This is a genomic window from Sphingomonas edaphi (genome assembly GCF_003583725.1).
Classification (GTDB): Bacteria; Pseudomonadota; Alphaproteobacteria; order Sphingomonadales; family Sphingomonadaceae; genus Sphingomicrobium; species Sphingomicrobium edaphi.
Window position 1 is genome coordinate 214,654 of sequence record NZ_QXTF01000002.1, and the last position, 18,459, is coordinate 233,112.

Below are 18,459 nucleotides of genomic sequence, written 5' to 3' on the forward strand. Positions count from 1 at the left end.
ACTATGATACGCGGCGGGAGGAGCGCCGTGTGAAGTCGGGACGCCCTGCGCTATCAGTGCCGAAGCTCGCCGCGCGGCGGCTGATGCTGGAAACGCAGCATGAGCCCATCGCCCTGATGCATGCCGATTGCCCCGTCGCCCGATCAGAAGGGTTTGCCGCCCGCGCCCAGGTCGAACTGTCGCTCGACGGCAAGACCGCGGTTGCCACCCTTTACTATGTGCGCGACCACCTGCTGGGCTTACACGACGTTGGCCTGTCGGAGGCGGCATGGCGGCGGCTCGACGCCCGCGACGGAGGCGAGATCGCCGTGCGGCACGCGCGACCGCTGCAATCGATGAGCGATGTTCGCGCCAAGGTATACGGCAATCGCCTCAGCGCAGGCCAGCTTCGCTCGATTATCGGCGACGTCGTTGCGGAACGCTATTCGGACGTCCAGCTGGCGGCCTTCCTGACGGCCTTTTCCAGCCAGCCGCCCGATCATGAGGAAATGGTGGCGCTCACCCGGGCGATGGTCGATGCCGGCGATCGCATCGATTGGCCGGGGGACGTGATCGTCGATAAGCATAGCGTCGGCGGCATCCCGGCGAACCGCACCACGCCAATCATCGTCGCCATCGTCGCTGCGGCAGGCCTCACCATTCCCAAGACGTCCTCGCGAGCCATCACCTCGCCCGCCGGGACCGCCGACGCCATGGAAACGATGACGCCGGTGGACCTCGACATTGCTGCGATGCGCCGCGTGGTCGAGCAGGAGGGCGGGTGCGTCGTCTGGGGCGGCAGCGTTCGCCTTAGCCCGGCCGACGACATATTGATCCGTGTCGAGCGGGCGCTCGACCTCGATTGCACCGCACAGCTGGTCGCCTCTGTGCTGTCGAAGAAGCTCGCGGCGGGCTCGAAACGCCTCCTGCTCGACATTCCCGTCGGGCCGACGGCCAAGGTGCGAACGACGCGGGAAGCAGAAGAGATCAGCGGTTACTTGATCGATGTGGCGGCTGACTTCGGGCTGGCGACGCGTACGATGGTGACGGACGGCACGCAGCCGGTCGGCGTCGGTATCGGTCCGGCGCTAGAGGCACGCGACGTCCTCCGCATCCTTCGTGGAGAACCCGACGCGCCGCGCGACCTCAGGGAACGCGCGGTGATGCTCGCGGGTGAACTGATCGAGATGGGAGGGGCTGCGGGGCCGGTCGAAGGGCGCGCACTTGCCGACGCGATTCTTGCCGATGGGCGGGCCCTTCGCAAATTTATGGCGATCTGCGAGGCGCAGGGCGGCTTCCGAGAGCCGCCCACCGCGCCGCTGACCCATGTTATTCCCGCCCCGCTGACTGGACGATTGGAGACGATCGACAACCGCCAACTGGCGCGCGTGGCCAAGCTGGCAGGCGCGCCCAGATCCCGCGCGGCTGGTGTGGAGATCAGGGCCAAGCTGGGAGAGCGGGTCGAGCATGGCCATCCGCTGCTGGTGCTTCACGGCGAAAGCCGCGGCGAACTGGCCTATGCGCTTGCTTATGCCGAGGCCAATTCGGACATGCTGCAGATCCGCCCGGCGTGACAGGATAAGGACAATAACCGACAGTCCGGCGGGTTTGTGCTGCTCGAATGACGATGGTCAGAATGAAAACGGCGGGAACAAGGAAGCGATGGCGAAACCCGAAATCGAGATACTGGGTGCTGCCGGGACGGTCACCGGCTCATGCCACCTTCTGTCGTTCAGCGGGGAGCAGCTGCTGGTCGATTGCGGGCTGTTCCAGGGGTCGCGGACGTTGGAGGAACTGAACCGGGAGCCTTTCCCGTTCGATCCAACTAGGCTTGTCGCCGTCCTTCTCACCCACGCGCATCTCGACCACAGCGGACTGCTGCCACGGCTCTATGCCGAAGGATTTCGCGGGTCGATCTGGTGCACCGGGCCGACCGCGGACCTCCTGGCTGTCATGCTGCCCGACGCCGCCAAAATTCACGAGATGGACACGGAGCGGCGGAACCGGCGCTGGGACCGGGCCGACGAACCGCAGATCGAGCCGCTCTATACGCTCGATGACGCCTTGGGCGCGCTCGAACTGCGGCGCATCGTGAAGCTTGACCGTTTGGAGCAGATTTCGCCCCATTTCGAAGCGCGGTTCTGGAACGCGGGCCATATCCTCGGGTCCGCGTCGATTGAGGTGGTGGTCGATGAGACGCACCTCGTTTTCTCGGGCGACATTGGCCCGCGCAACAAGAGTTTCCATGCAGAACCCGAAGGGCCGGCGGGCGTCGATCATCTGTTCTGCGAAAGCACCTATGGCGATCGGCCGCGCGAGCCGGTGACCGTCGAGGAACGGCGCGACCTGCTGGAAGCTGAAGTGCATCGCGCGCTGGCTCTTGGCGGAAACCTGATTATTCCGGTGTTCGCCCTGGAACGCACGCAGGAATTGTTGCTTGATCTGGCCACATTACTGAACAGCGGTCGCCTGAAGAGCACCACTGTCTTCATCGATTCGCCTTTGGCTAGCAAGGCGACGGATGTCTTCCGGCGACATCGCCGCGAGCTCGAGGACCTGGAGCATGGCGAGGTTTTTAATCATCCAAAATTCCACTTCGTCGAAAGCGTCGAGGTTTCGATGCGGCTGGACGCGCTGTCGGGCGCCATCATTCTTGCTGCGTCCGGCATGTGCGAAGGCGGACGGGTGAGGCATCACCTGCGCAACAACCTCCCGCGTTCCGATTCCACAGTGCTGTTCGTTGGCTACCAGGCGCAAGGAACACTGGGCCGCACACTCTCGGACGGGGCGGGGCGCGTTCGCATATCGGGGCACGACGTCGCGGTGCGCGCGCACGTGCGCCGGCTCGAATGCTATTCCGCCCATGCCGACCAAGGCGAGCTGGTGGAGTGGGTCTGGGCGAGGCAGCCCATCAACGGCACGCTGTTCCTGACGCATGGCGAGGAGAACGCGACCAAGATGCTGCGCGACAAGATCGGCGAGCGGGAGTTTCCCATCGTCATCCCTGAAATTGGCGAACGATATGAGCTTGCCGCGGGTCAGCCGGCCAAACGGCTGAAGACCGGCCGGACCGATTTGCGCGCGGCTATCGGTGGGGATTGGCAGAACCGCTACGCCGACTTGGCGGTCAACTTGAAGCGCGACCTCCAGCGCATCGAATCTAACCAGAGACGGATGGAGGCTTTGGCGCAAATGCGCGAAATCTTGGATCGCTTTGCGACGCCGGAAAAGGGTGAAAAGAGGAAGGGCAGATGAAGGGCGCATTCATTGCCGCGGTGCTGTTGGGGCTGGCGCCACCGCCGACTGAGCCCACGCTCGCAACTGGTTCGATCAGCGAAGCGGCGCAGAAACTGAAGCCCGGCGAATATCTCTGGGCACCCGATATCGCGCCGGACGGGCCGCTTCTGCTCGTCGTCAGCCTGAAGACCCAGCGCGCGATCATCTACCGCAACGGCATTCCCATCGGCGTTTCGACCGTCTCGACCGGCCGCAAGGGCCATGAAACGCCGACCGGCGTCTTCACCGTGCTACAGCGGCACGTCGAGCATTATTCCAGCAAATATGACAACGCGCCGATGCCCTATATGCAGCGGCTGACATGGGGCGGGATCGCGCTCCATGGCGGCAACCTGCCCGGTTACCCCGCCTCTCACGGCTGCATTCGGTTGCCCACCCAATTTGCCCGGCTGTTGTATGGGGAAACCAAACTAGGCATGACGGTGGTCATAACCAACGAGGCGGTCGTGCCCCGCATCGCTCCTGCGGAATCATTGCTTGGCCGGTCCAGCGGCCTGATCGCAACCGGGGACGTCTGGCAGCCATCCCTCGCGCCCGACGGGCCGGTCTCTATCGTTATCAGCGCTGGCGACCGGCGGATGGTCGTGCTTCGCAACGGGACGGTCATTGGCCGTTCGGCGGTCAAGATCGATGGCCCGGTGACGCAGACCTCGGCTTATGTCATGGGCGCAGACCGCCAAAGCTGGGTCCGCATCGGCTTGCCGGGCCAGGATGGCGCCGTAACGGAAAAGCTGCGCGGCCGGATTCACGCCAGCGACATGGTGCGCCAGCAGGTCGAGGCCATCCTGAAGCCCGGAACGACTGTCGTCGTCACTCCGGACTCACTTACCGCGTCGGAGGCCGGGCGGCCGATGACCGTGATAGAAAACGAAGAGGATGTTCAGCGGGACTGATCCGGCCGAGGTATCGGCGGCACGACGCGCTTCAGCCCGGCTAGCAGCGCGGTCAGCAGCAACGCGACTGCAGCCACCGCCGCGACATCCGCAAAGTGGAGCGGGCCGATGTTCAGCACGGCTCTCACCGCAGCCGAGAGATAGGCCAGCAAGGACAATCCGCCGACCGCTGCGAGCACGATCAGCAGCGAGCGGCTGATCCGGCCACCCGACCGCGGTCCGGATGAGAGGTTCGCCACGATCAAGGCCAGGATCGATCCCACCAGCGCGAAGAAAACTAGACCCCGCACTTCATTCTCGGGCAGGCCTTGCTCCATAGCCATCCACCAGATGCCGCCCAACAGGCTCAGCGCCAACAGGCCCTGCGCAAGGCTCCAGCCGACCATGCGCCTTGAAAACAGCGCCTCGTGCGGATCGCGGGGCGGCCGGCGCATGACGCCGCGCTCTTCCCGCTCTGCCTCGAATACCAGAGCGCAGACTGGGTCGATGATCATTTCCAGGAGCGCAATGTGGATTGGCCCCAGCAGCAGTGGCTTGCCGAGCAGCAATGGCAGCAGGGCAAGCCCGGCGATCGGAACATGAACCGCGAAGATGAAGGCCATCGCCTTGCGGACATTGTCGTAGATCCGCCTGCCGAGGCGGATCGCCTTCACGATCGAGCCGAAGTCGTCGTCGAGCAGTACCAGCGTCGATGCTTCACGCGCAACATCGGTCCCGCGCCTGCCCATCGCGATGCCGATGTCGGCGGCCTTCAAAGACGGCGCGTCGTTGACGCCATCGCCGGTCATGGCGACGACGCCGCCATCCCGGCGGAATGCCTGCACCAGGCGCAGCTTTTGCTCTGGCATGATCCGCGCGAACACTGTGGCGCTCCGGATCCGGTTGGCGAGTACAACGTCGTCGAGCGCCGCGACCTCGTCCCCGGTCAGCAGTTCGCCATCCCGGATTCCCGCCTGATCCGCGATGAAGCGCGCCGTCGCCGGATAATCCCCGGTAATCATCACGACCTTGATGCCTGCCCGACGGCACTGCGCGATCGCCTCGGGCACGGTGGCGCGGAGCGGGTCGGCTAGCCCGACGAGACCCAGGAAGCGGAAGTCGAATTCCTTCTGGCTATCGGGCAGGGGGCCCAGCGGGTGATCCGCTATGGCGACCCCGATGACCCTCATGCCGCGTCCCGCCATTTCCTCGACCGCCTCGGTCATCGCGCCATGCTCGTCCGCGCCCAGCGCGCACAGGGACGCGATGGTCTCAGGTGCGCCTTTGGCGGCCACGATCCTGTCGTCCTCGTCGTCCCACACGTTGGACACGGACAGCTGGCCGGGCTGCAGGGCATAGCCGCGCGCCAGCGTTCGGCCGTTCGCCTGCTTGCCAACCGCGCCGCTCCCCGCCGCGTGGAGCGCTACTTCCATTGGGTCCACCGGTGACACGGCACTCGCCATCACGCTCGCTTCGAGGAGGGGGTGAAAGCGCTGGTCGACAGCGCCAGCCGGTTCGGCCCACCCCGCACCGGGCGCCCAAAGCCTTGCAACCTCCATCCTGTTTTCGGTCAAGGTCCCGGTCTTGTCGGTACACAAGACGGTCGCCGACCCCAGCGTTTCGATGGCCGCCGCGCGTCGCGTCAGCACTCCAGCTTGCGCGATCCGCCAAGCACCCATTGCCATGAAGACCGCCAGCACAACCGAAAATTCTTCGGGCAGCACCGACATTCCGATTGCGATCCCTGCCAGCATGGCGTCGAGCCAGCTGCCCCTCATCAATCCGTACAACAAGATGACGAGCAGCGAGACTAGAGCCCCCGCCGCCGCGCAGGCGCGGATGATGGCCAGCGTCTCCCTTCGCAGTCGCGGCGAGGCTGTGCCAACATCGGCGAGGGACTGTCCGATCCTCCCCATCTCGCTGGCGCCGCCGGTCGCCACCACTCGGGCTATCCCGTTGCCGCGCGTAATCATGGAGCCAGAGTAGACATAGGGCTGGCCGTCCCCGCCCGGACGACGATCGGGGATTTCCTCCCTGGCCGCCTGCTTGCGCACATGCAGGGATTCGCCGGTCAGAAGGGATTCATCAGCATGTAGGTCGCTGGCAATGAGGAGCAGGGCGTCTGCGGCAACCCGATCGCCTTGTTCAAGCACGAGCAGATCGTCGCGCACCACCTCACGACCCGCCACCCTGAAGCTTTCGCCGTCCCGGATGACGAGCGCGCGGGGAGCCGACAGATCACGCAGTGCTTCTAGAACCCGTTCGGAGCGGGCTTCCTGCACTACGGTGATCGCGACGGACAATGTCGCGAGCAATAGCAGGACAACAGCCTCAATCCGTTCTCCCAACAAAAAATACACGCCGCCCCCGACCAGCAGCAGCGACAGCATCGGTTCGCGCAGGACGTCGACGATGATGCGTGGGACCGACCGGCCCGCGGACCTCGGAAGCTCGTTTGGCCCTTCGCTGCCCAAGCGTCGCGCAGCCTCGGCGGAGGTGAGGCCGGACAAGCCTGCGACTTGGGATGGTGCCGTCGACATCAGTACAACCCTCTGCGCGGAAGATGCAGAGACGACGGCAATTCGCCAGTCAAATCGTCTAGAACGCCGCGACGCCGCTCTTCCATAACATATAGGCCGCATCAGTCCCGCGAAGACGCTGGTTAGATGGCCGGCACCGGACAATCTTTTCGCGATCTTCGTGCCAGTTACGCTACCAACGACGCCGCCCGCCATGAACACCCCGGCCAATATCCAGTCGACCAGTCCCCGAGAATGCGTAATTCGCGGCGGTTGGCGCGAAGCCGGCCCAACTGCTGGGACGGCGCGGGCTGGCTGAGCCCAACTCGTACCGTTGCCCGGCCGGAGTTCGCCTGCCTCTGCAAGATAGGAGAGCACCAAGCGGCGGTCGCCCTCCTAGGCAATCGAGTTGAGCATGGCGACTGCCTCGGCGGCGTGCCGGGCGATATCCGAGGGATCATAATCTAGCGCTGCCACGCGCATCATATAAGATGTAACTAATTTAGAATTTTCTAATCAAACGTCGAGAGTTTGCTCGACATCGGCCAATTGTGGGCGAATGCAGGACGGGAGGAATGGTGCCGGTTGCAGGAATCGAACCCGCGACCTTCGGTTTACAAAACCGCTGCTCTACCAGCTGAGCTAAACCGGCTACTGGTGAGGCCGCCTTATCGCCGGGCGGGGCGCCGCGTCCAGAGGGTATGTTAGACGACCGCCCCGAACATCCAGCCGATGCCAGCCGTGATCGCCATGGCCAGCGCGCCCCAGAAGGCAACGCGCAGCGTGGCCCGGCCCATCGGAGCCCCGCCAGCCCGCGCCCCAATGGCGCCCAGAAAGGCCAGGAACAGGAGCGCGGCGGCCGCGACCGTCACGATCATTGCCTGGCCCGGTGGGGAAAGCCAGGCGGCCAGCAGTGGAAGGGCAGCGCCGGCAGTGAACGTCGTCGCGGAGGTCAGTGCCGCTTGGACCGGACGGGCGGTCGTGATGTGCGTAATGCTAAGCTCGTCCCGCGCATGGGCACCGAGCGCATCGCCCGCCATCAGTTGCGTTGCGACCTGGTCGGCCGTCTTGGCGTCCAAACCTCGTGCACGGTAAATACCGGCAAGCTCGGCATGTTCCTTGTCCGGAAATTCGGCGAGCTCCTTCCGCTCCCGAGCGAGGTCGGCCTGTTCGGTATCCGACTGACTGCTGACAGAAACATATTCGCCAGCCGCCATAGACATGGCGCCCGCCACCAGCCCTGCGACACCGGCGAGCAGGACCTGGCTTTGAGTCGCTTCACCTGCCGCCACGCCGACGATCAAGCTGGCGGTCGATACGATCCCGTCGTTGGCGCCGAGAACGGCGGCTCTAAACCAGCCGATCCGCTCGACGAGGTGCCGTTCAAGGTGCGAATGGGGCATCGGCAAACTCCTCGAACTTACACATGCCGTCATGTGATACCGAAGGTCCAGCCTTCCGTCCGGGCGATCTCCGGCGTCAAGTCGGGTGGCCGGAAAGCGGTGGCGTTGGCAAGATGCGCGCGCATGCCCGCGGCGGTAATCAGCGCATCGGTCTGGTGATCAGTCGGCCTGTGGTTGAGGTTGGCCGGTGCCGACCCCAAGGCTTGCAGCGCCGCGTCCAGTTCGTCCGCCGTCCGGATCTTCTTTCCCGGGAGGCCGGCGTTGCGGATGTAGATGCGCGTGTAGATTTCCACGATGGCGCTTCCCTGTTCCGGCAAGCAGTCCATCGGCCAAACCGGAATGCGATCACCGACATGATGGAGTAGCCGCATCCCCGAAAAGCTCGCCTTGGCAACCTGCGCGGCGCCGATGGCGTCGTAAGCACTGGCCGTCTTACGCCCACCCTGCGCGTTCAGGGCTGTGTCACAGCGCCGAAAGTGAACGAAATCGGCCTTCGTTCCGTCGGCGATCCCGAAATAGAAATGGGGTCGATGGACCCGTTCGAGGAACGACGCCGCGCCAAGGTCCTCATCGTCGCTCACCGCATCAACATAGGCCCAGAAATCACGGGCAGTATCGGGGATGTCCGCCTCGCCGGGAAGGTAGCCGCCGCGCTCGATGAAGGGTGGTGCGAAGCTGAAGTCGAAGCCGAACAGTGTCGGCTCGGCGGCGGCCCGCTCCAACAGCCAGTCGAGAACCCCGCAACGCGACCAGACGTGATCAGGACGAACGAGGCGCGGCGCCATTCCGTCCCGTGCCTCCGCAATGGCGATGCCCTTGTGCCGCCGTCCCTTCGCGCCCGACCAGTCGATCGCGACGCAGTTTTCGAACCGGGGCGCGGGACTCACACCAACGGCGGCTGGTTGTCGTCGGCTGGCGGCGTAACTTTCTTCAACCGCGGCGGCGGGGGCGGAGGCGACATCGGCATCTGGCCCGCCGACCACTGGTCCAGCATCCGCGCGGCCGCATCGCGCCCGCCGAGACCGAAGGCGAGGGCAGCCGCAATCGCCGCCGAGCCAAGGATCAAGCCGAACGCCATCATCACAATCTGGTCAGCCAGTCCCATGAAGGTCAGGCCGATGGCGGTGAACAGGGCGATGATGGCATATTTGACGATCGTCTGCGCGTACCCGGACTCGCCCGTCGAGCTTCCGACCAGATTGGACAGAATCCGCGCCAGGAAGATACCGGCGACGATGATCACCGTGCCGAAGATGACCTTGCCGCCCAGTTCCGTGATCTGAAACAGCATGGCCGCGGTGGAATCCCCGCCGACCTGCCGAGCTGCTTCCATCAGGCCGATAATGATCGCCGTGATCATCGCGATCGCGCCGATGACGCGCGAGGGGACCGCGTTAGCAGGCATGACGCCGAGCGCCCGGACGGCATTGTCGAAGCCGAGGCTGGGCAAGATGGTTTCAAGCAGGCTCTTCACCCAGCGGCCGATAATGAAGGCAAGTGTCAACCAAACGAGCGCTGCCAAAACGTTCGGGATGGATAGGGCGATGGCGTTCAACATGTTGGTCGCGGGATCTGAAATTGCCGATACCTGAAGGATCTGCAGCGCGCCGATCGCCGCGAACAGGATGATGATCGCCGACACGGTTACGCCGACCGCCCGGGCGATCGAACTGCGGGCGGGTGCCGCACCTTCGGAGGCTACACCGGAACTGTCGACAGCAACGGGAGCCTCGCCGATGCTGACGCCCGCGCGACTCATCAGTCGCTCCAAGTTAAGCGCGCCGAGAAAGGCCTCGACGACATGCCGCACGATCCGCGCGAGGATCAGGCCGGCGAAGAAGAAGAGGCCGGCACCCAGGAGACGTGGCAGAAAAGCGAAGACTTCGTTGGTCAGCGCGGTGACCGGGGTCAGCACACCCGACAGTCCCAGCGGCTGAAGGGCCGCGATCAGGCCGACGAGCCACACCAGCCAGTAAGCCAGACGCCCGAGTTCCGTGCCGACGCTGTCACCGCCGACGCCCGGATGGCGCTTCAGCACCGGCACCCGGTCTACCAGTTTGGCAATGCCCCATTGCACAGCTTTGGCCACGAAATGTGTGACAACCAGGATGAGAATGGCGAACAAGACCTTGGGGCCCCATTCGACCAGTTGCTGTTGCCAGTAACGGGCGGGTTCGGTGGTCTGATACATGTGGCTCCCCTGTCGCTCAGTCCTGTTTCTGTCTTTCTCGACGCTTTTCGTCCCAGAAGGCAAGCCGCTCCGCGACCTTTGCCTCGAATCCCCGGTTCACCGGATGATAAAAAGTGAGCGGGTCCATCTCATCCGGCCAGTAATTGGCGCCCGAAAAGCCATCGTCGGCATCATGGTCGTAGGCATAGCCTTTGCCGTAACCAATGTCCTTCATGAGACGCGTCGGCGCATTCAGGATATTCTGCGGTGGCATCAGCGAGCCGGTGTCCTTTGCGCTTCGCCAAGCCGCCTTTTGCGCAGCATAGGCGGCGTTCGATTTGGGCGCCGTGGCGAGATAAAGGCAGGCTTGGACGATGGCGAGTTCGCCTTCGGGCGAGCCCAGAAAATCATAGGCGTCCTTCGCAGCAATACACTGCACAAGTGCGTGTGGGTCGGCGAGGCCAATGTCCTCGACGGAGGCGCGAATGAGACGGCGGAGGACAAAGAGCGGCTCCTCGCCGGCAACGAGCATTCTCGCGAGATAGTATAGCGCAGCCTGCGGGTCGGAACCGCGGATGGATTTGTGAAGCGCGGAAATGAGGTTGTAATGTCCTTCGCGGTCTTTGTCGTAAACCGCGAGGCGGCGCTGCAGCAGCTGGGCCAGTCCGGCGGGGTCGAGCGGCTGGTCGATCCCCATTCCGAGCAAGGTTTCCGCCTGATTCAAGACGAACCTGCCGTCGCCGTCGGCGCTCGCAATCAAGGCATCACGTGCCTCGGCCGTCAGGGGCAGGGGGGTGCCTTCGAGCGCCTCTGCGCGGCTAAGCAGCTCGCCGAGAGCCTCCTCGTCCAGCCTGTGCAGGATGAGCACCTGGGTCCGGCTAAGCAGCGCCGCGTTGAGCTCGAAGCTGGGGTTTTCGGTCGTGGCGCCTACAAGCGTGATCGTACCGTCTTCGACATACGGGAGAAAGCCGTCCTGCTGAGATCGGTTAAATCTGTGGATTTCGTCCACGAATAATAGCGTCCGCTGGCCGGCCTTCGCAGCCGTACGCGCCTCGGCAAACACGCGCTTGAGGTCGGCGACCCCCGAAAAGACAGCCGATAGCGCCACGAAGCGCAGACCGACTGCATCGGCAAGTAAGCGCGCGATGCTGGTCTTTCCCGTGCCCGGTGGTCCCCACAAGATCGTCGAAGCAAGCTTTCCGGCCGCAACCATCCGACCGATCGCGCCGTCCGGCCCGGTCAGGTGCTCTTGGCCCACAACCTCGTCGAGACTCGCAGGACGAAGTCGATCGGCAAGCGGAGCGTCCGCACTTGGTTGCTCGCGCGCCTCTGCGCGAACTTCATCCTGAAAGAGATCGGCCATGTTCCTTGCCTAAACTCCCGAAGCGGCTTTTGCATCCATCCCTTGCGATCGATATGTCAAAGATATATCTTAGATTGCTCTTAAGGAGGATAAAATGCACAAAAACAAACATTGCGGTGTGCCTGGGCGGGAAGGAGCATTCTTCGCCATGCGCGGCGGGCCACGCGGTTTCAGCTTTGGCCCCGGTGGATTTCATTTCGAGTTCGGCGATGGCCCGGGAGGCTGGGGCGGTGGTCGTGGTGGACCGCGCGGACGCAAGCGGATGTTCGAAGGGGGCCAGCTCCGGCTCGTCCTGCTCAAGCTGATCGCCGACCAGCCGCGGCACGGCTATGAACTGATCAAGGCAATCGAGGATATGACCGAGGGGCATTACGCGCCTAGCCCGGGGATCGTCTATCCGACGCTGACCATGCTGGAGGATATGGGCCTGATCGCCGAAGCCAAATCTGGAAGCAGCAAAAAGGTTTATGAAGCGACCGACGAAGGCCGCGCCCACCTAGACGAAAATGGGGAAGAGGTTGAGGAACTGATCGACCGGCTGGAAGGCCACGGCCGCCGGCGCAGCAAGGGCAACCGGCCCGAAATGGGCCGTGCGATCGGCAACCTTATGACCGCACTACGCAATCGCGTGTCGCACGAAGGCTGGAACGAGGATCTGCTGAACGATGTCATCGACATCCTCGACGATGCGGCGCAGCGCATCGAACGGATCAAGGATGCTAAGTCATCGGACGAGGACGGCCGCGATGAAGACGACAATTAAGTCCGACGCCGACGTTCAATGACGCGCTCGTAGACGCGCATCACCGCGGTGTTAATCTCATCCCAGTCCATGGTCTTCGCAAAGGCGAGGCCCGCTTGCCCGTGCCCGGCCCGAAGCGCTTGCTCTCGCTCGTAGCGGAGCAGGGCTTCGGCAAAGGCATCGATATCGCCCGGCCGCGACAAGCTTCCGGTAATGCCATCCTGTACAAGACTGGTGGCGCCGGACGCAGCGGCGGCGACGACCGGCAGCGCGCAGGCCATGGCTTCCAAAGTTACATTGCCGAAGGTTTCCGTGATCGAGGGATTCAGAAACACGTCGGAAGAGGCCAAGGCAGTGGCCAGGTCAGTGCCGGTCAATTGGCCGGTGAATACAGCGTCGGGTAGCCGCTCTTCGAAATAAGACCGCGCAGGGCCGTCGCCGATGGCAAGTACCCGCAACTTGGCACCTTTGTGCCTCGCCGCGTCAATCGCGTCGGAAAAGACATCCAGCCCCTTCTCCAGCACCAGCCGGCCAAGAAAGGACACCACCATGTCGTCGTCCGCGAAGCCGCGCTCGCGGCGCCAAGCAGGGCTGCGGCGTTCCGGGTTGAACTGCTCGCGATCGATGCCACGGGCCCAAATGGAAATATCGGGGCTCATCCGCTGCGCGCGAAGGATGGCGGCAGTCGATTCCGCCGGAACCACGATCGCATCGCAGCGCCGGTAGTATCGTCGCATGATGCCGCGCGCTGCTGGCTCCAGGAACTGCAGGCCATAATATTGCAGGTAGGTGTCGAAGCGCGTGTGCACCGACGACACCACCGGGATTTTCCGCCTGCGCGCCCAAGTAACTGCTCGATGGGCGACCACATCAGGCGCGGCGACATGCACGACGTTTGGATTGAACGCCTCCATATCCCGCCGGACGGAGACTGGTAGGCGGAACGCGAGCCGATATTCGGGACGGCCGGGGATCGGGAAGGACGGCACGCTGACAAGGTCTCCGGTCGGCGGAAACGCCGGATTGGCCACCGTCGGCGAATAGACGCGTACCTGCGCTCCCTGCCGCAAAAGGAAGCCGACCAGTCGGTTGAGTGCCTGGTTCGCGCCGTCGCGCACATAGTTGTAGTTGCCCGAGAACAGGGCGATGCGAAGGTCTTCGGGCTTCATCGACACAGCCTTAGCCAAAGGCGCGAGGGTGCTGCAACTGCACCGCAATCTGCTAATCACGGGCCGTGACACAGAAGCGTTCCATGGCGCCGGCGGGCTCAAGCGATGCGCGATTGCTGATCCTCGGCAGCCTTCCCGGTGAGGCGTCGCTGGCTGCGCAACGATACTACGCGCACCCGCAGAACCAGTTCTGGCGCCTGCTCGGTCAGGCGATTGGAGAAGACTTGGCAACGCTTGCCTATGCCAAACGGATTGAGGTGCTGGCTGCCTGTGAAATCGCCTTGTGGGACGTTGTCGCACAGGCGACGCGGCCCGGGAGTCTCGATGGCGCGATCCGTAGCGTGACACCAAATCCCTTGCGAGACTTTGTGGCGACGCACCCCCGCCTGAGGGCTGTCGCATTCAACGGGCAAACCGCCGCGCGAATTGGCCGCGCGGCGCTTGGCAACTCACGCCAACTCCAACTGGTCGACCTTCCCTCATCAAGCCCGGCCTACACCCTGCCGTTCGACCATAAAGCCGAGCGATGGGCGGTGTTGGGGCGCTTGCATGGCGGGCAGAAAATGCCACATTGCGAGTCATGAGCGAGACGATCGAGGACGAGGAAAGCCAGGCGCTGACGATGGTCGACGAAGCGCTGGTGGCAGGCAATATCGCCAACACCAATGGTCTGTTGGTTATTCTTGCCAAGCTGGTCGCCAAGGGCATTTTCGATGCCGACGATCTGCATGCCTTTTCGGACAGCTACTCAAAACCGCTCGATCACGAAAATATGCGGGAAAACGAGCTGATCAGCCAGATGCAAGACCAGATGGAAGCGACGCTGGCCCAGCTGATGCACTATCTGTCCGACAAAAGCGCAAGCTGATAGAAGCGCGGCCATGCCGTTGATTTCAGGCCTTTTGCTGTTCGCTGCGACCGTCGCCGGCATGGAAATGTTCGCCTACGTGATGCATCGCTGGGTTATGCATGGCCGGCTGGGTTGGGTGCTGCATGAAAGCCATCACCGGCCGCGGACGGGGCGTTTCGAACTCAACGACCTTTATGGGGTCATCTTTGCTATTCCGTCGATCCTGTTGATCTATGGCGGCGTGCAGGGCGGCTGGGGCGAATGGGCAACCTGGGTCGGCGCCGGAATTGCCGCTTATGGCGCCATTTACTTCGGGTTCCACGATGTGATCGTGCATCGGCGCCTCGCTCACCGGATCGTGCCGCGATCGACCTATTTTAAGCGAATCGTGCAGGCGCACCGCATGCACCATATAGTCGAAAGCCGCGAAGGAACGGTTAGCTTTGGTTTCCTTTACGCCCCGCCCGTCGAGGTGCTGAAGGCTCGGCTTGGCGGCCGGGAGGATGCGCGGGTGCGCGCTCCGAAGGGCGCGTCCACAGACCTTGACGGTTGACCTTCGGCGCAGGCATGAGCGCCTCGCCGAACGCCTCAATCACCAGCGCAAACTTTTCGGCCTTGGAGATGCTGATCCGCTGATCCCACGCGCGCTGGCCCAGAGTTACGGCGCGGATGGCAACCTCGCCGTAAATTCCTGCTGCTGAAAGCACCGCCCAGCGGCTTCGGAAAGGCAGTCGTGCCGCGCCGACCTTACTTGAGCGCCGATAGGCTTCGGCAAGTTCGGCCAAGCGGTGCGTCATTCGCGCCAAGGCCGGGCGATGGGCGGGGTCGCTGATGTCTGAACCCGCCAGCCCCTCGGCTTGCAGCCATTCGCTGGGAAGGTAGCTGCGCCCCACACGGGCATCGTCGACGATATCGCGGGCGATATTGGCGAGTTGGAACGCGATTCCGAGGTCGGATGCCCGGTCGAGCGTGTCGCGGTCGCCTGCCGGCACACCCATCACATGGGCCATCATCACTCCAACTGCGCCGGCGACCTGGTAGCAGTAAGAGAGTAAGTCGGCCTCAGTCTGGGGCGACCATCCGACGGCGTCCCGAGCAAAACCGGCAAGATGGTCTTGCGGAAGGTTTGCTGGAATGCCGGTTTCGGCAGCGACCGTTGCCAGCGCGTCGAAGGGGACGAGCCCAACATGCTCACCCCTGAGCGCGGCGTCGGTCTTCGCCCAAATGAAGGCGATCCGCTCTTCCGGGTTATCTGGTGTCTGCGCATCATGGCCTAGCGTTTGCCCGTCCGTGATGTCGTCACACGCGCGACACCATGCGTATAACAGCCAGCTTCTCTCCCGCGTCTCCAGATCGAAGATCTGGCTGGCGAAACGGAAGCTCTTTGACCCCCGGGCAATGGAACGGCCCGCCGCCTCGACCAGCTGGTCCCGTTCAGGCCTCATGCCAGCATCAGCCCCGCCGTCGCCTCGGCTGACCCCACCACGCCGGGTATTCCGGCGCCGGGATGAGTACCAGCGCCGACGAAGTAAAGGTTGGGGATGACGTCGTCGCGATTATGCGTCCGGAACCATGCAGACTGCCACAACACCGGTTCCAGGCTGAAGGCGCTGCCCAGATGCGCGAACAGGTCCGATTGGAAATCGTTCGGCGCATAGTGGAAGCGAGTACGAATCCGCTGCCGGATGTCCGGGATCAGCCGCTCCTGCAGCGTGTCGAGAATAACTTCCGCGTAGCGCTCGCCCTCGACCGCCCAGTCGACCGGCGCGCGGCCGAGGTGCGGGACGGGCGCGAGGGCATAAAAGGTCGAGCAACCCTTGGGCGCCATCGATGTATCGGTCGCCGTCGGGTGATGCAGGTAAAGCGCGGGATCGGTGGCGAGCTGCCCGCGATCGTAAATGTCCCCAAGCAGTTCGCGATAGCGTGGGCCGAACAGGATCATGTGGTGCGGGACGTCAGGGCAGGTGCCTTCAAGTCCGAAGTGCAGCACGAATAGGGAAGGGGAGTAGCGTTTGCGCTTAAGCGATTTCGCCTGTGCAGCCCCGCGTGGATGCCCTTCGATCAGACCGTAGCTTGCCACGACATCGCCGTTGCTGGCCACCGCATCGGCCGCTCCACGCCAACCCGAAGCCGTTCGAACGGCGGCCGCCCGGCCGTTTTCCACCTCGATTGCGACCGCCGGATCGCCGAGCCTCAACGTTCCGCCCAACCGCTCGAACAGCGCCACCATCCCGGCAACGAGCCGGTTGGTGCCGCCCTTTGCGAACCACACTCCACCGTCGCGTTCCAGCTTGTGGATCAGCGCATAGATTGACGAGCAGGTCATTGGATTGCCGCCGACGAGCAGCGTGTGGAAGGATAATGCTTGCCGCAAATGTTCTTCTTGGACAAATTTTGAAACGATTGAATATACTGAGCGCCACGCCTGGTAGCGCGCCAGCGCCGGCGCAGCCTTCAGCATGTCGCCGATGGACTCGAACGCCTTGGTTCCAAGTTTAAGATAACCCTCGCGGAAGACGCCCTCGCTATAGACGAGGAAGCGTTTGTAGCCTTCGACATCCGCCGGGTTTAGCCGGGCGATGGAAGCAAACAGGCTTTCGTCGTCATTGGTGTAATCGAACCGCGTTCCGTCCGGCCAGTCGAGCGCATAGAAGGGAGTGACCGGCAAAAGGTCGACGTCGCGCGAAATATCCTGTCCGCTGAGTTGCCAGAGGCGCTGGAGGCATTCGGGATCGGTGATGACGGTCGGGCCCGCATCGAATACATGGCCGTCCCGCTCCCAATAATAGGCGCGGCCACCGGGCTTGTCCCTTGCTTCCACAATCGTAGTTTGGACTCCGGCGGACTGGAGGCGGATCGCGAGCGCTAACCCGCCGAACCCCGACCCGATGACAATCGCGCTTTTCACTTGTTCTCCAGCATTGCGCGGACCGCACGATTGATGGGCACTGGGGGCTTCCCTGCGAGGATCCGCACCCGGTCCCAAGCCGTCGATTGGCCGGCGTAGAAGCGTTCGATAAGACTTGTCGGTAGGCGATAGAAGCGTTCAAGCACCTTGTACCGTTCTGCCGGCAGCGCAGCCCGGAACAGCATTCGCGCGAGCATCCGGTCGAAACGTCCCTTCGCCCAATGGCTTGCTGCGCGTCGGCGAGTAGCTGGTCCCAGCCGTTCGTCCAACGGTGCCCCTCGTCCCAGCCAGCTTGCGAAGCGGACGGCGTCCGGCAGCGAATAGCTCGTCAGTGGATGGAAAAATCCTCCGCGAACCCCGCCACGAGCTACCTGGTCTTCGGCAGGCCAGAACTCGTTGAAAGCGCCGCCGGTCACCACCGGGAGTACGCCGGTCTCCTCACGCTCCACATGCTCCACCTCCCAACCGCGCGAGCGCGCGTAGGCAGCGATCCGACCCGAAAGCAGGGAGCGGTCGAGATCGGGCGTGTCCGAATAATAGGTGTCCTCGACGAAAATCTCGGTCGCCGAAAATGGAAGGCAGTAGACGAACCGATAGCCGTCGGACTGGTCCACGGTCGCGTCCATGACGATCGGGCGCTCGACTTCGTGCCCAGCGGGAATACGCAGCAGCTGCCCCACAAATTTCTGCCATCCGGAATGTAACGCGGCACTGCCGCCCAATCCCCGCGTGTCGAGCACTGCGGTCGCGGCGAGCTTGCTGCGGTCGTCGAGCTCGACCTCGTTCGGCGTCACGGCTACGGCTGTCGCCCGCAAAATACGATCAGGAGGCAATACGGCCCGCACGGCCTCGTCCAACCGTTCACTCGCGATGGTGTGATAGGGCTGTCGAATGTGCCGATCGTGGGCCGAAAAGCTGACGTCGTAAGAAGGCCAGCGATGAGCGACCAACTGTTCAACCAGTGCTTTGTCTTGCGCCGCGATGTCGCTGCCGAAAAAGGACCAGAGGTGGTTTCCTCCGATCCGCTCCGCTGGCTCGATCAGCAGCACGTCGAGGTCCGGTCGTTCCCTGGCAAGCGATAAGGCACACAAGCCCCCGGCCAGCCCGCCGCCCAGAATGATGATATCGTGTCGGAAGGAGGGCATCGCCGAGAATGTCTAGCGGTGCATCGCCGCTGCGCCTAGTCT

The 18,459-nt window shown here is 63.5% G+C and carries 16 protein-coding genes and 1 tRNA gene; 7 read left to right on the forward strand and 10 right to left on the reverse strand.

Annotated elements, in window-relative coordinates; genetic code table 11:
• The first annotated feature begins 29 nt into the window (after nt 1-29).
• From D3M59_RS07870 to D3M59_RS07880, 3 genes are all read left to right on the forward strand, one after another.
• Nucleotides 30-1,553, forward strand: coding sequence for a thymidine phosphorylase family protein (locus D3M59_RS07870; protein ID WP_267896948.1), 1,524 nt, complete (start codon nt 30-32; stop codon nt 1,551-1,553).
• Nucleotides 1,554-1,641: 88 nt separating this feature from the next.
• Nucleotides 1,642-3,234 (forward strand): MBL fold metallo-hydrolase RNA specificity domain-containing protein, encoded by a 1,593-nt coding sequence (locus tag D3M59_RS07875; RefSeq protein WP_119533351.1) that lies wholly within the window; start codon nt 1,642-1,644, stop codon nt 3,232-3,234.
• Nucleotides 3,231-4,169, forward strand: coding sequence for a L,D-transpeptidase (locus tag D3M59_RS07880; protein WP_119533105.1), 939 nt, complete (start codon nt 3,231-3,233; stop codon nt 4,167-4,169). Before D3M59_RS07875 ends, D3M59_RS07880 begins: the two co-directional genes overlap by 4 nt.
• On the opposite strand, the gene D3M59_RS07885 is transcribed toward D3M59_RS07880, so the two are convergent.
• From D3M59_RS07885 to D3M59_RS07910, 6 genes are all read right to left on the reverse strand, one after another.
• Complete coding sequence (locus D3M59_RS07885) at nt 4,157-6,688, reverse strand: cation-translocating P-type ATPase (protein ID WP_119533106.1); 2,532 nt, start codon at nt 6,686-6,688, stop codon at nt 4,157-4,159. The two genes, D3M59_RS07880 and D3M59_RS07885, sit on opposite strands and share 13 nt — an antisense overlap.
• 555 nt (nt 6,689-7,243) lie before the next feature.
• A tRNA-Thr gene (locus tag D3M59_RS07890) sits at nt 7,244-7,319 on the reverse strand.
• Between the two features lie 52 nt (nt 7,320-7,371).
• Nucleotides 7,372-8,070, reverse strand: a complete 699-nt coding sequence (locus D3M59_RS07895; RefSeq protein WP_119533107.1) for a VIT1/CCC1 transporter family protein — start codon at nt 8,068-8,070, stop codon at nt 7,372-7,374.
• 29 nt (nt 8,071-8,099) lie between these two features.
• Nucleotides 8,100-8,957 (reverse strand): hypothetical protein, encoded by an 858-nt coding sequence (locus D3M59_RS07900; RefSeq protein WP_119533108.1) that lies wholly within the window; start codon nt 8,955-8,957, stop codon nt 8,100-8,102.
• A complete protein-coding gene (locus D3M59_RS07905) occupies nt 8,954-10,261 on the reverse strand; it encodes a mechanosensitive ion channel (protein ID WP_119533109.1) in 1,308 nt (435 codons plus the stop codon). The genes D3M59_RS07900 and D3M59_RS07905 overlap by 4 nt, the downstream gene beginning before the upstream one ends.
• A 16-nt stretch (nt 10,262-10,277) precedes the next feature.
• A complete protein-coding gene (locus D3M59_RS07910; RefSeq protein WP_119533110.1) occupies nt 10,278-11,603 on the reverse strand; it encodes a replication-associated recombination protein A in 1,326 nt (441 codons plus the stop codon).
• Between the two features lie 94 nt (nt 11,604-11,697).
• On the opposite strand from D3M59_RS07910, the gene D3M59_RS07915 reads away from it, so the two are divergent.
• Nucleotides 11,698-12,366, forward strand: coding sequence for a PadR family transcriptional regulator (locus D3M59_RS07915; protein WP_233543195.1), 669 nt, complete (start codon nt 11,698-11,700; stop codon nt 12,364-12,366).
• On the opposite strand, the gene D3M59_RS07920 is transcribed toward D3M59_RS07915, so the two are convergent.
• The gene (locus tag D3M59_RS07920; RefSeq protein ID WP_119533112.1) at nt 12,363-13,514 is read right to left on the reverse strand and encodes a glycosyltransferase family 4 protein; all 1,152 of its coding nucleotides are present in this window, start codon (nt 13,512-13,514) and stop codon (nt 12,363-12,365) included. The two genes, D3M59_RS07915 and D3M59_RS07920, sit on opposite strands and share 4 nt — an antisense overlap.
• A gap of 65 nt (nt 13,515-13,579) precedes the next feature.
• On the opposite strand from D3M59_RS07920, the gene D3M59_RS07925 reads away from it, so the two are divergent.
• The 3 genes from D3M59_RS07925 to D3M59_RS07935 are packed head-to-tail and all read left to right on the forward strand — an operon-like array spanning nt 13,580 to nt 14,917.
• Complete coding sequence (locus tag D3M59_RS07925; protein WP_325048610.1) at nt 13,580-14,098, forward strand: DNA-deoxyinosine glycosylase; 519 nt, start codon at nt 13,580-13,582, stop codon at nt 14,096-14,098.
• Nucleotides 14,095-14,382, forward strand: a complete 288-nt coding sequence (locus D3M59_RS07930; RefSeq protein ID WP_119533114.1) for a hypothetical protein — start codon at nt 14,095-14,097, stop codon at nt 14,380-14,382. Before D3M59_RS07925 ends, D3M59_RS07930 begins: the two co-directional genes overlap by 4 nt.
• Before the next feature lie 13 nt (nt 14,383-14,395).
• The gene (locus D3M59_RS07935; protein ID WP_119533115.1) at nt 14,396-14,917 is read left to right on the forward strand and encodes a sterol desaturase family protein; all 522 of its coding nucleotides are present in this window, start codon (nt 14,396-14,398) and stop codon (nt 14,915-14,917) included.
• Here the strand turns inward: D3M59_RS07935 and D3M59_RS07940 are convergent.
• From D3M59_RS07940 to crtY, 3 genes are read right to left on the reverse strand one after another with little or no spacing between them, the layout of a single operon-like run.
• Nucleotides 14,802-15,809 carry a phytoene/squalene synthase family protein gene (locus tag D3M59_RS07940; protein ID WP_119533116.1) on the reverse strand — a complete coding sequence of 336 codons (1,008 nt, stop codon included), beginning with the start codon at nt 15,807-15,809 and terminating at the stop codon, nt 14,802-14,804. The genes D3M59_RS07935 and D3M59_RS07940 overlap by 116 nt on opposite strands.
• Nucleotides 15,806-17,272 carry a phytoene desaturase gene (locus D3M59_RS07945; protein WP_119533117.1) on the reverse strand — a complete coding sequence of 489 codons (1,467 nt, stop codon included), beginning with the start codon at nt 17,270-17,272 and terminating at the stop codon, nt 15,806-15,808. Before D3M59_RS07945 ends, D3M59_RS07940 begins: the two co-directional genes overlap by 4 nt.
• Nucleotides 17,269-18,417, reverse strand: coding sequence for a lycopene beta-cyclase CrtY (crtY, locus tag D3M59_RS07950; RefSeq protein WP_119533118.1), 1,149 nt, complete (start codon nt 18,415-18,417; stop codon nt 17,269-17,271). The genes D3M59_RS07945 and crtY overlap by 4 nt, the downstream gene beginning before the upstream one ends.
• Between the last annotated feature and the right edge of the window lie 42 nt (nt 18,418-18,459).

Coding starts and splice junctions, on each gene's coding strand:
- D3M59_RS07875 (WP_119533351.1), top strand. CDS start 1,642: ATGGCGAAACCCGAAATCGAGATACTGGGTGCTGCCGGGACGGTCACC.
- D3M59_RS07880 (WP_119533105.1), top strand. CDS start 3,231: ATGAAGGGCGCATTCATTGCCGCGGTGCTGTTGGGGCTGGCGCCACCG.
- D3M59_RS07885 (WP_119533106.1), bottom strand. CDS start 6,688: ATGTCGACGGCACCATCCCAAGTCGCAGGCTTGTCCGGCCTCACCTCC.
- D3M59_RS07895 (WP_119533107.1), bottom strand. CDS start 8,070: ATGCCCCATTCGCACCTTGAACGGCACCTCGTCGAGCGGATCGGCTGG.
- D3M59_RS07905 (WP_119533109.1), bottom strand. CDS start 10,261: ATGTATCAGACCACCGAACCCGCCCGTTACTGGCAACAGCAACTGGTC.
- D3M59_RS07910 (WP_119533110.1), bottom strand. CDS start 11,603: ATGGCCGATCTCTTTCAGGATGAAGTTCGCGCAGAGGCGCGCGAGCAA.
- D3M59_RS07915 (WP_233543195.1), top strand. CDS start 11,698: ATGCACAAAAACAAACATTGCGGTGTGCCTGGGCGGGAAGGAGCATTC.
- D3M59_RS07920 (WP_119533112.1), bottom strand. CDS start 13,514: ATGAAGCCCGAAGACCTTCGCATCGCCCTGTTCTCGGGCAACTACAAC.
- D3M59_RS07930 (WP_119533114.1), top strand. CDS start 14,095: ATGAGCGAGACGATCGAGGACGAGGAAAGCCAGGCGCTGACGATGGTC.
- D3M59_RS07935 (WP_119533115.1), top strand. CDS start 14,396: ATGCCGTTGATTTCAGGCCTTTTGCTGTTCGCTGCGACCGTCGCCGGC.
- D3M59_RS07940 (WP_119533116.1), bottom strand. CDS start 15,809: ATGAGGCCTGAACGGGACCAGCTGGTCGAGGCGGCGGGCCGTTCCATT.
- crtY (WP_119533118.1), bottom strand. CDS start 18,417: ATGCCCTCCTTCCGACACGATATCATCATTCTGGGCGGCGGGCTGGCC.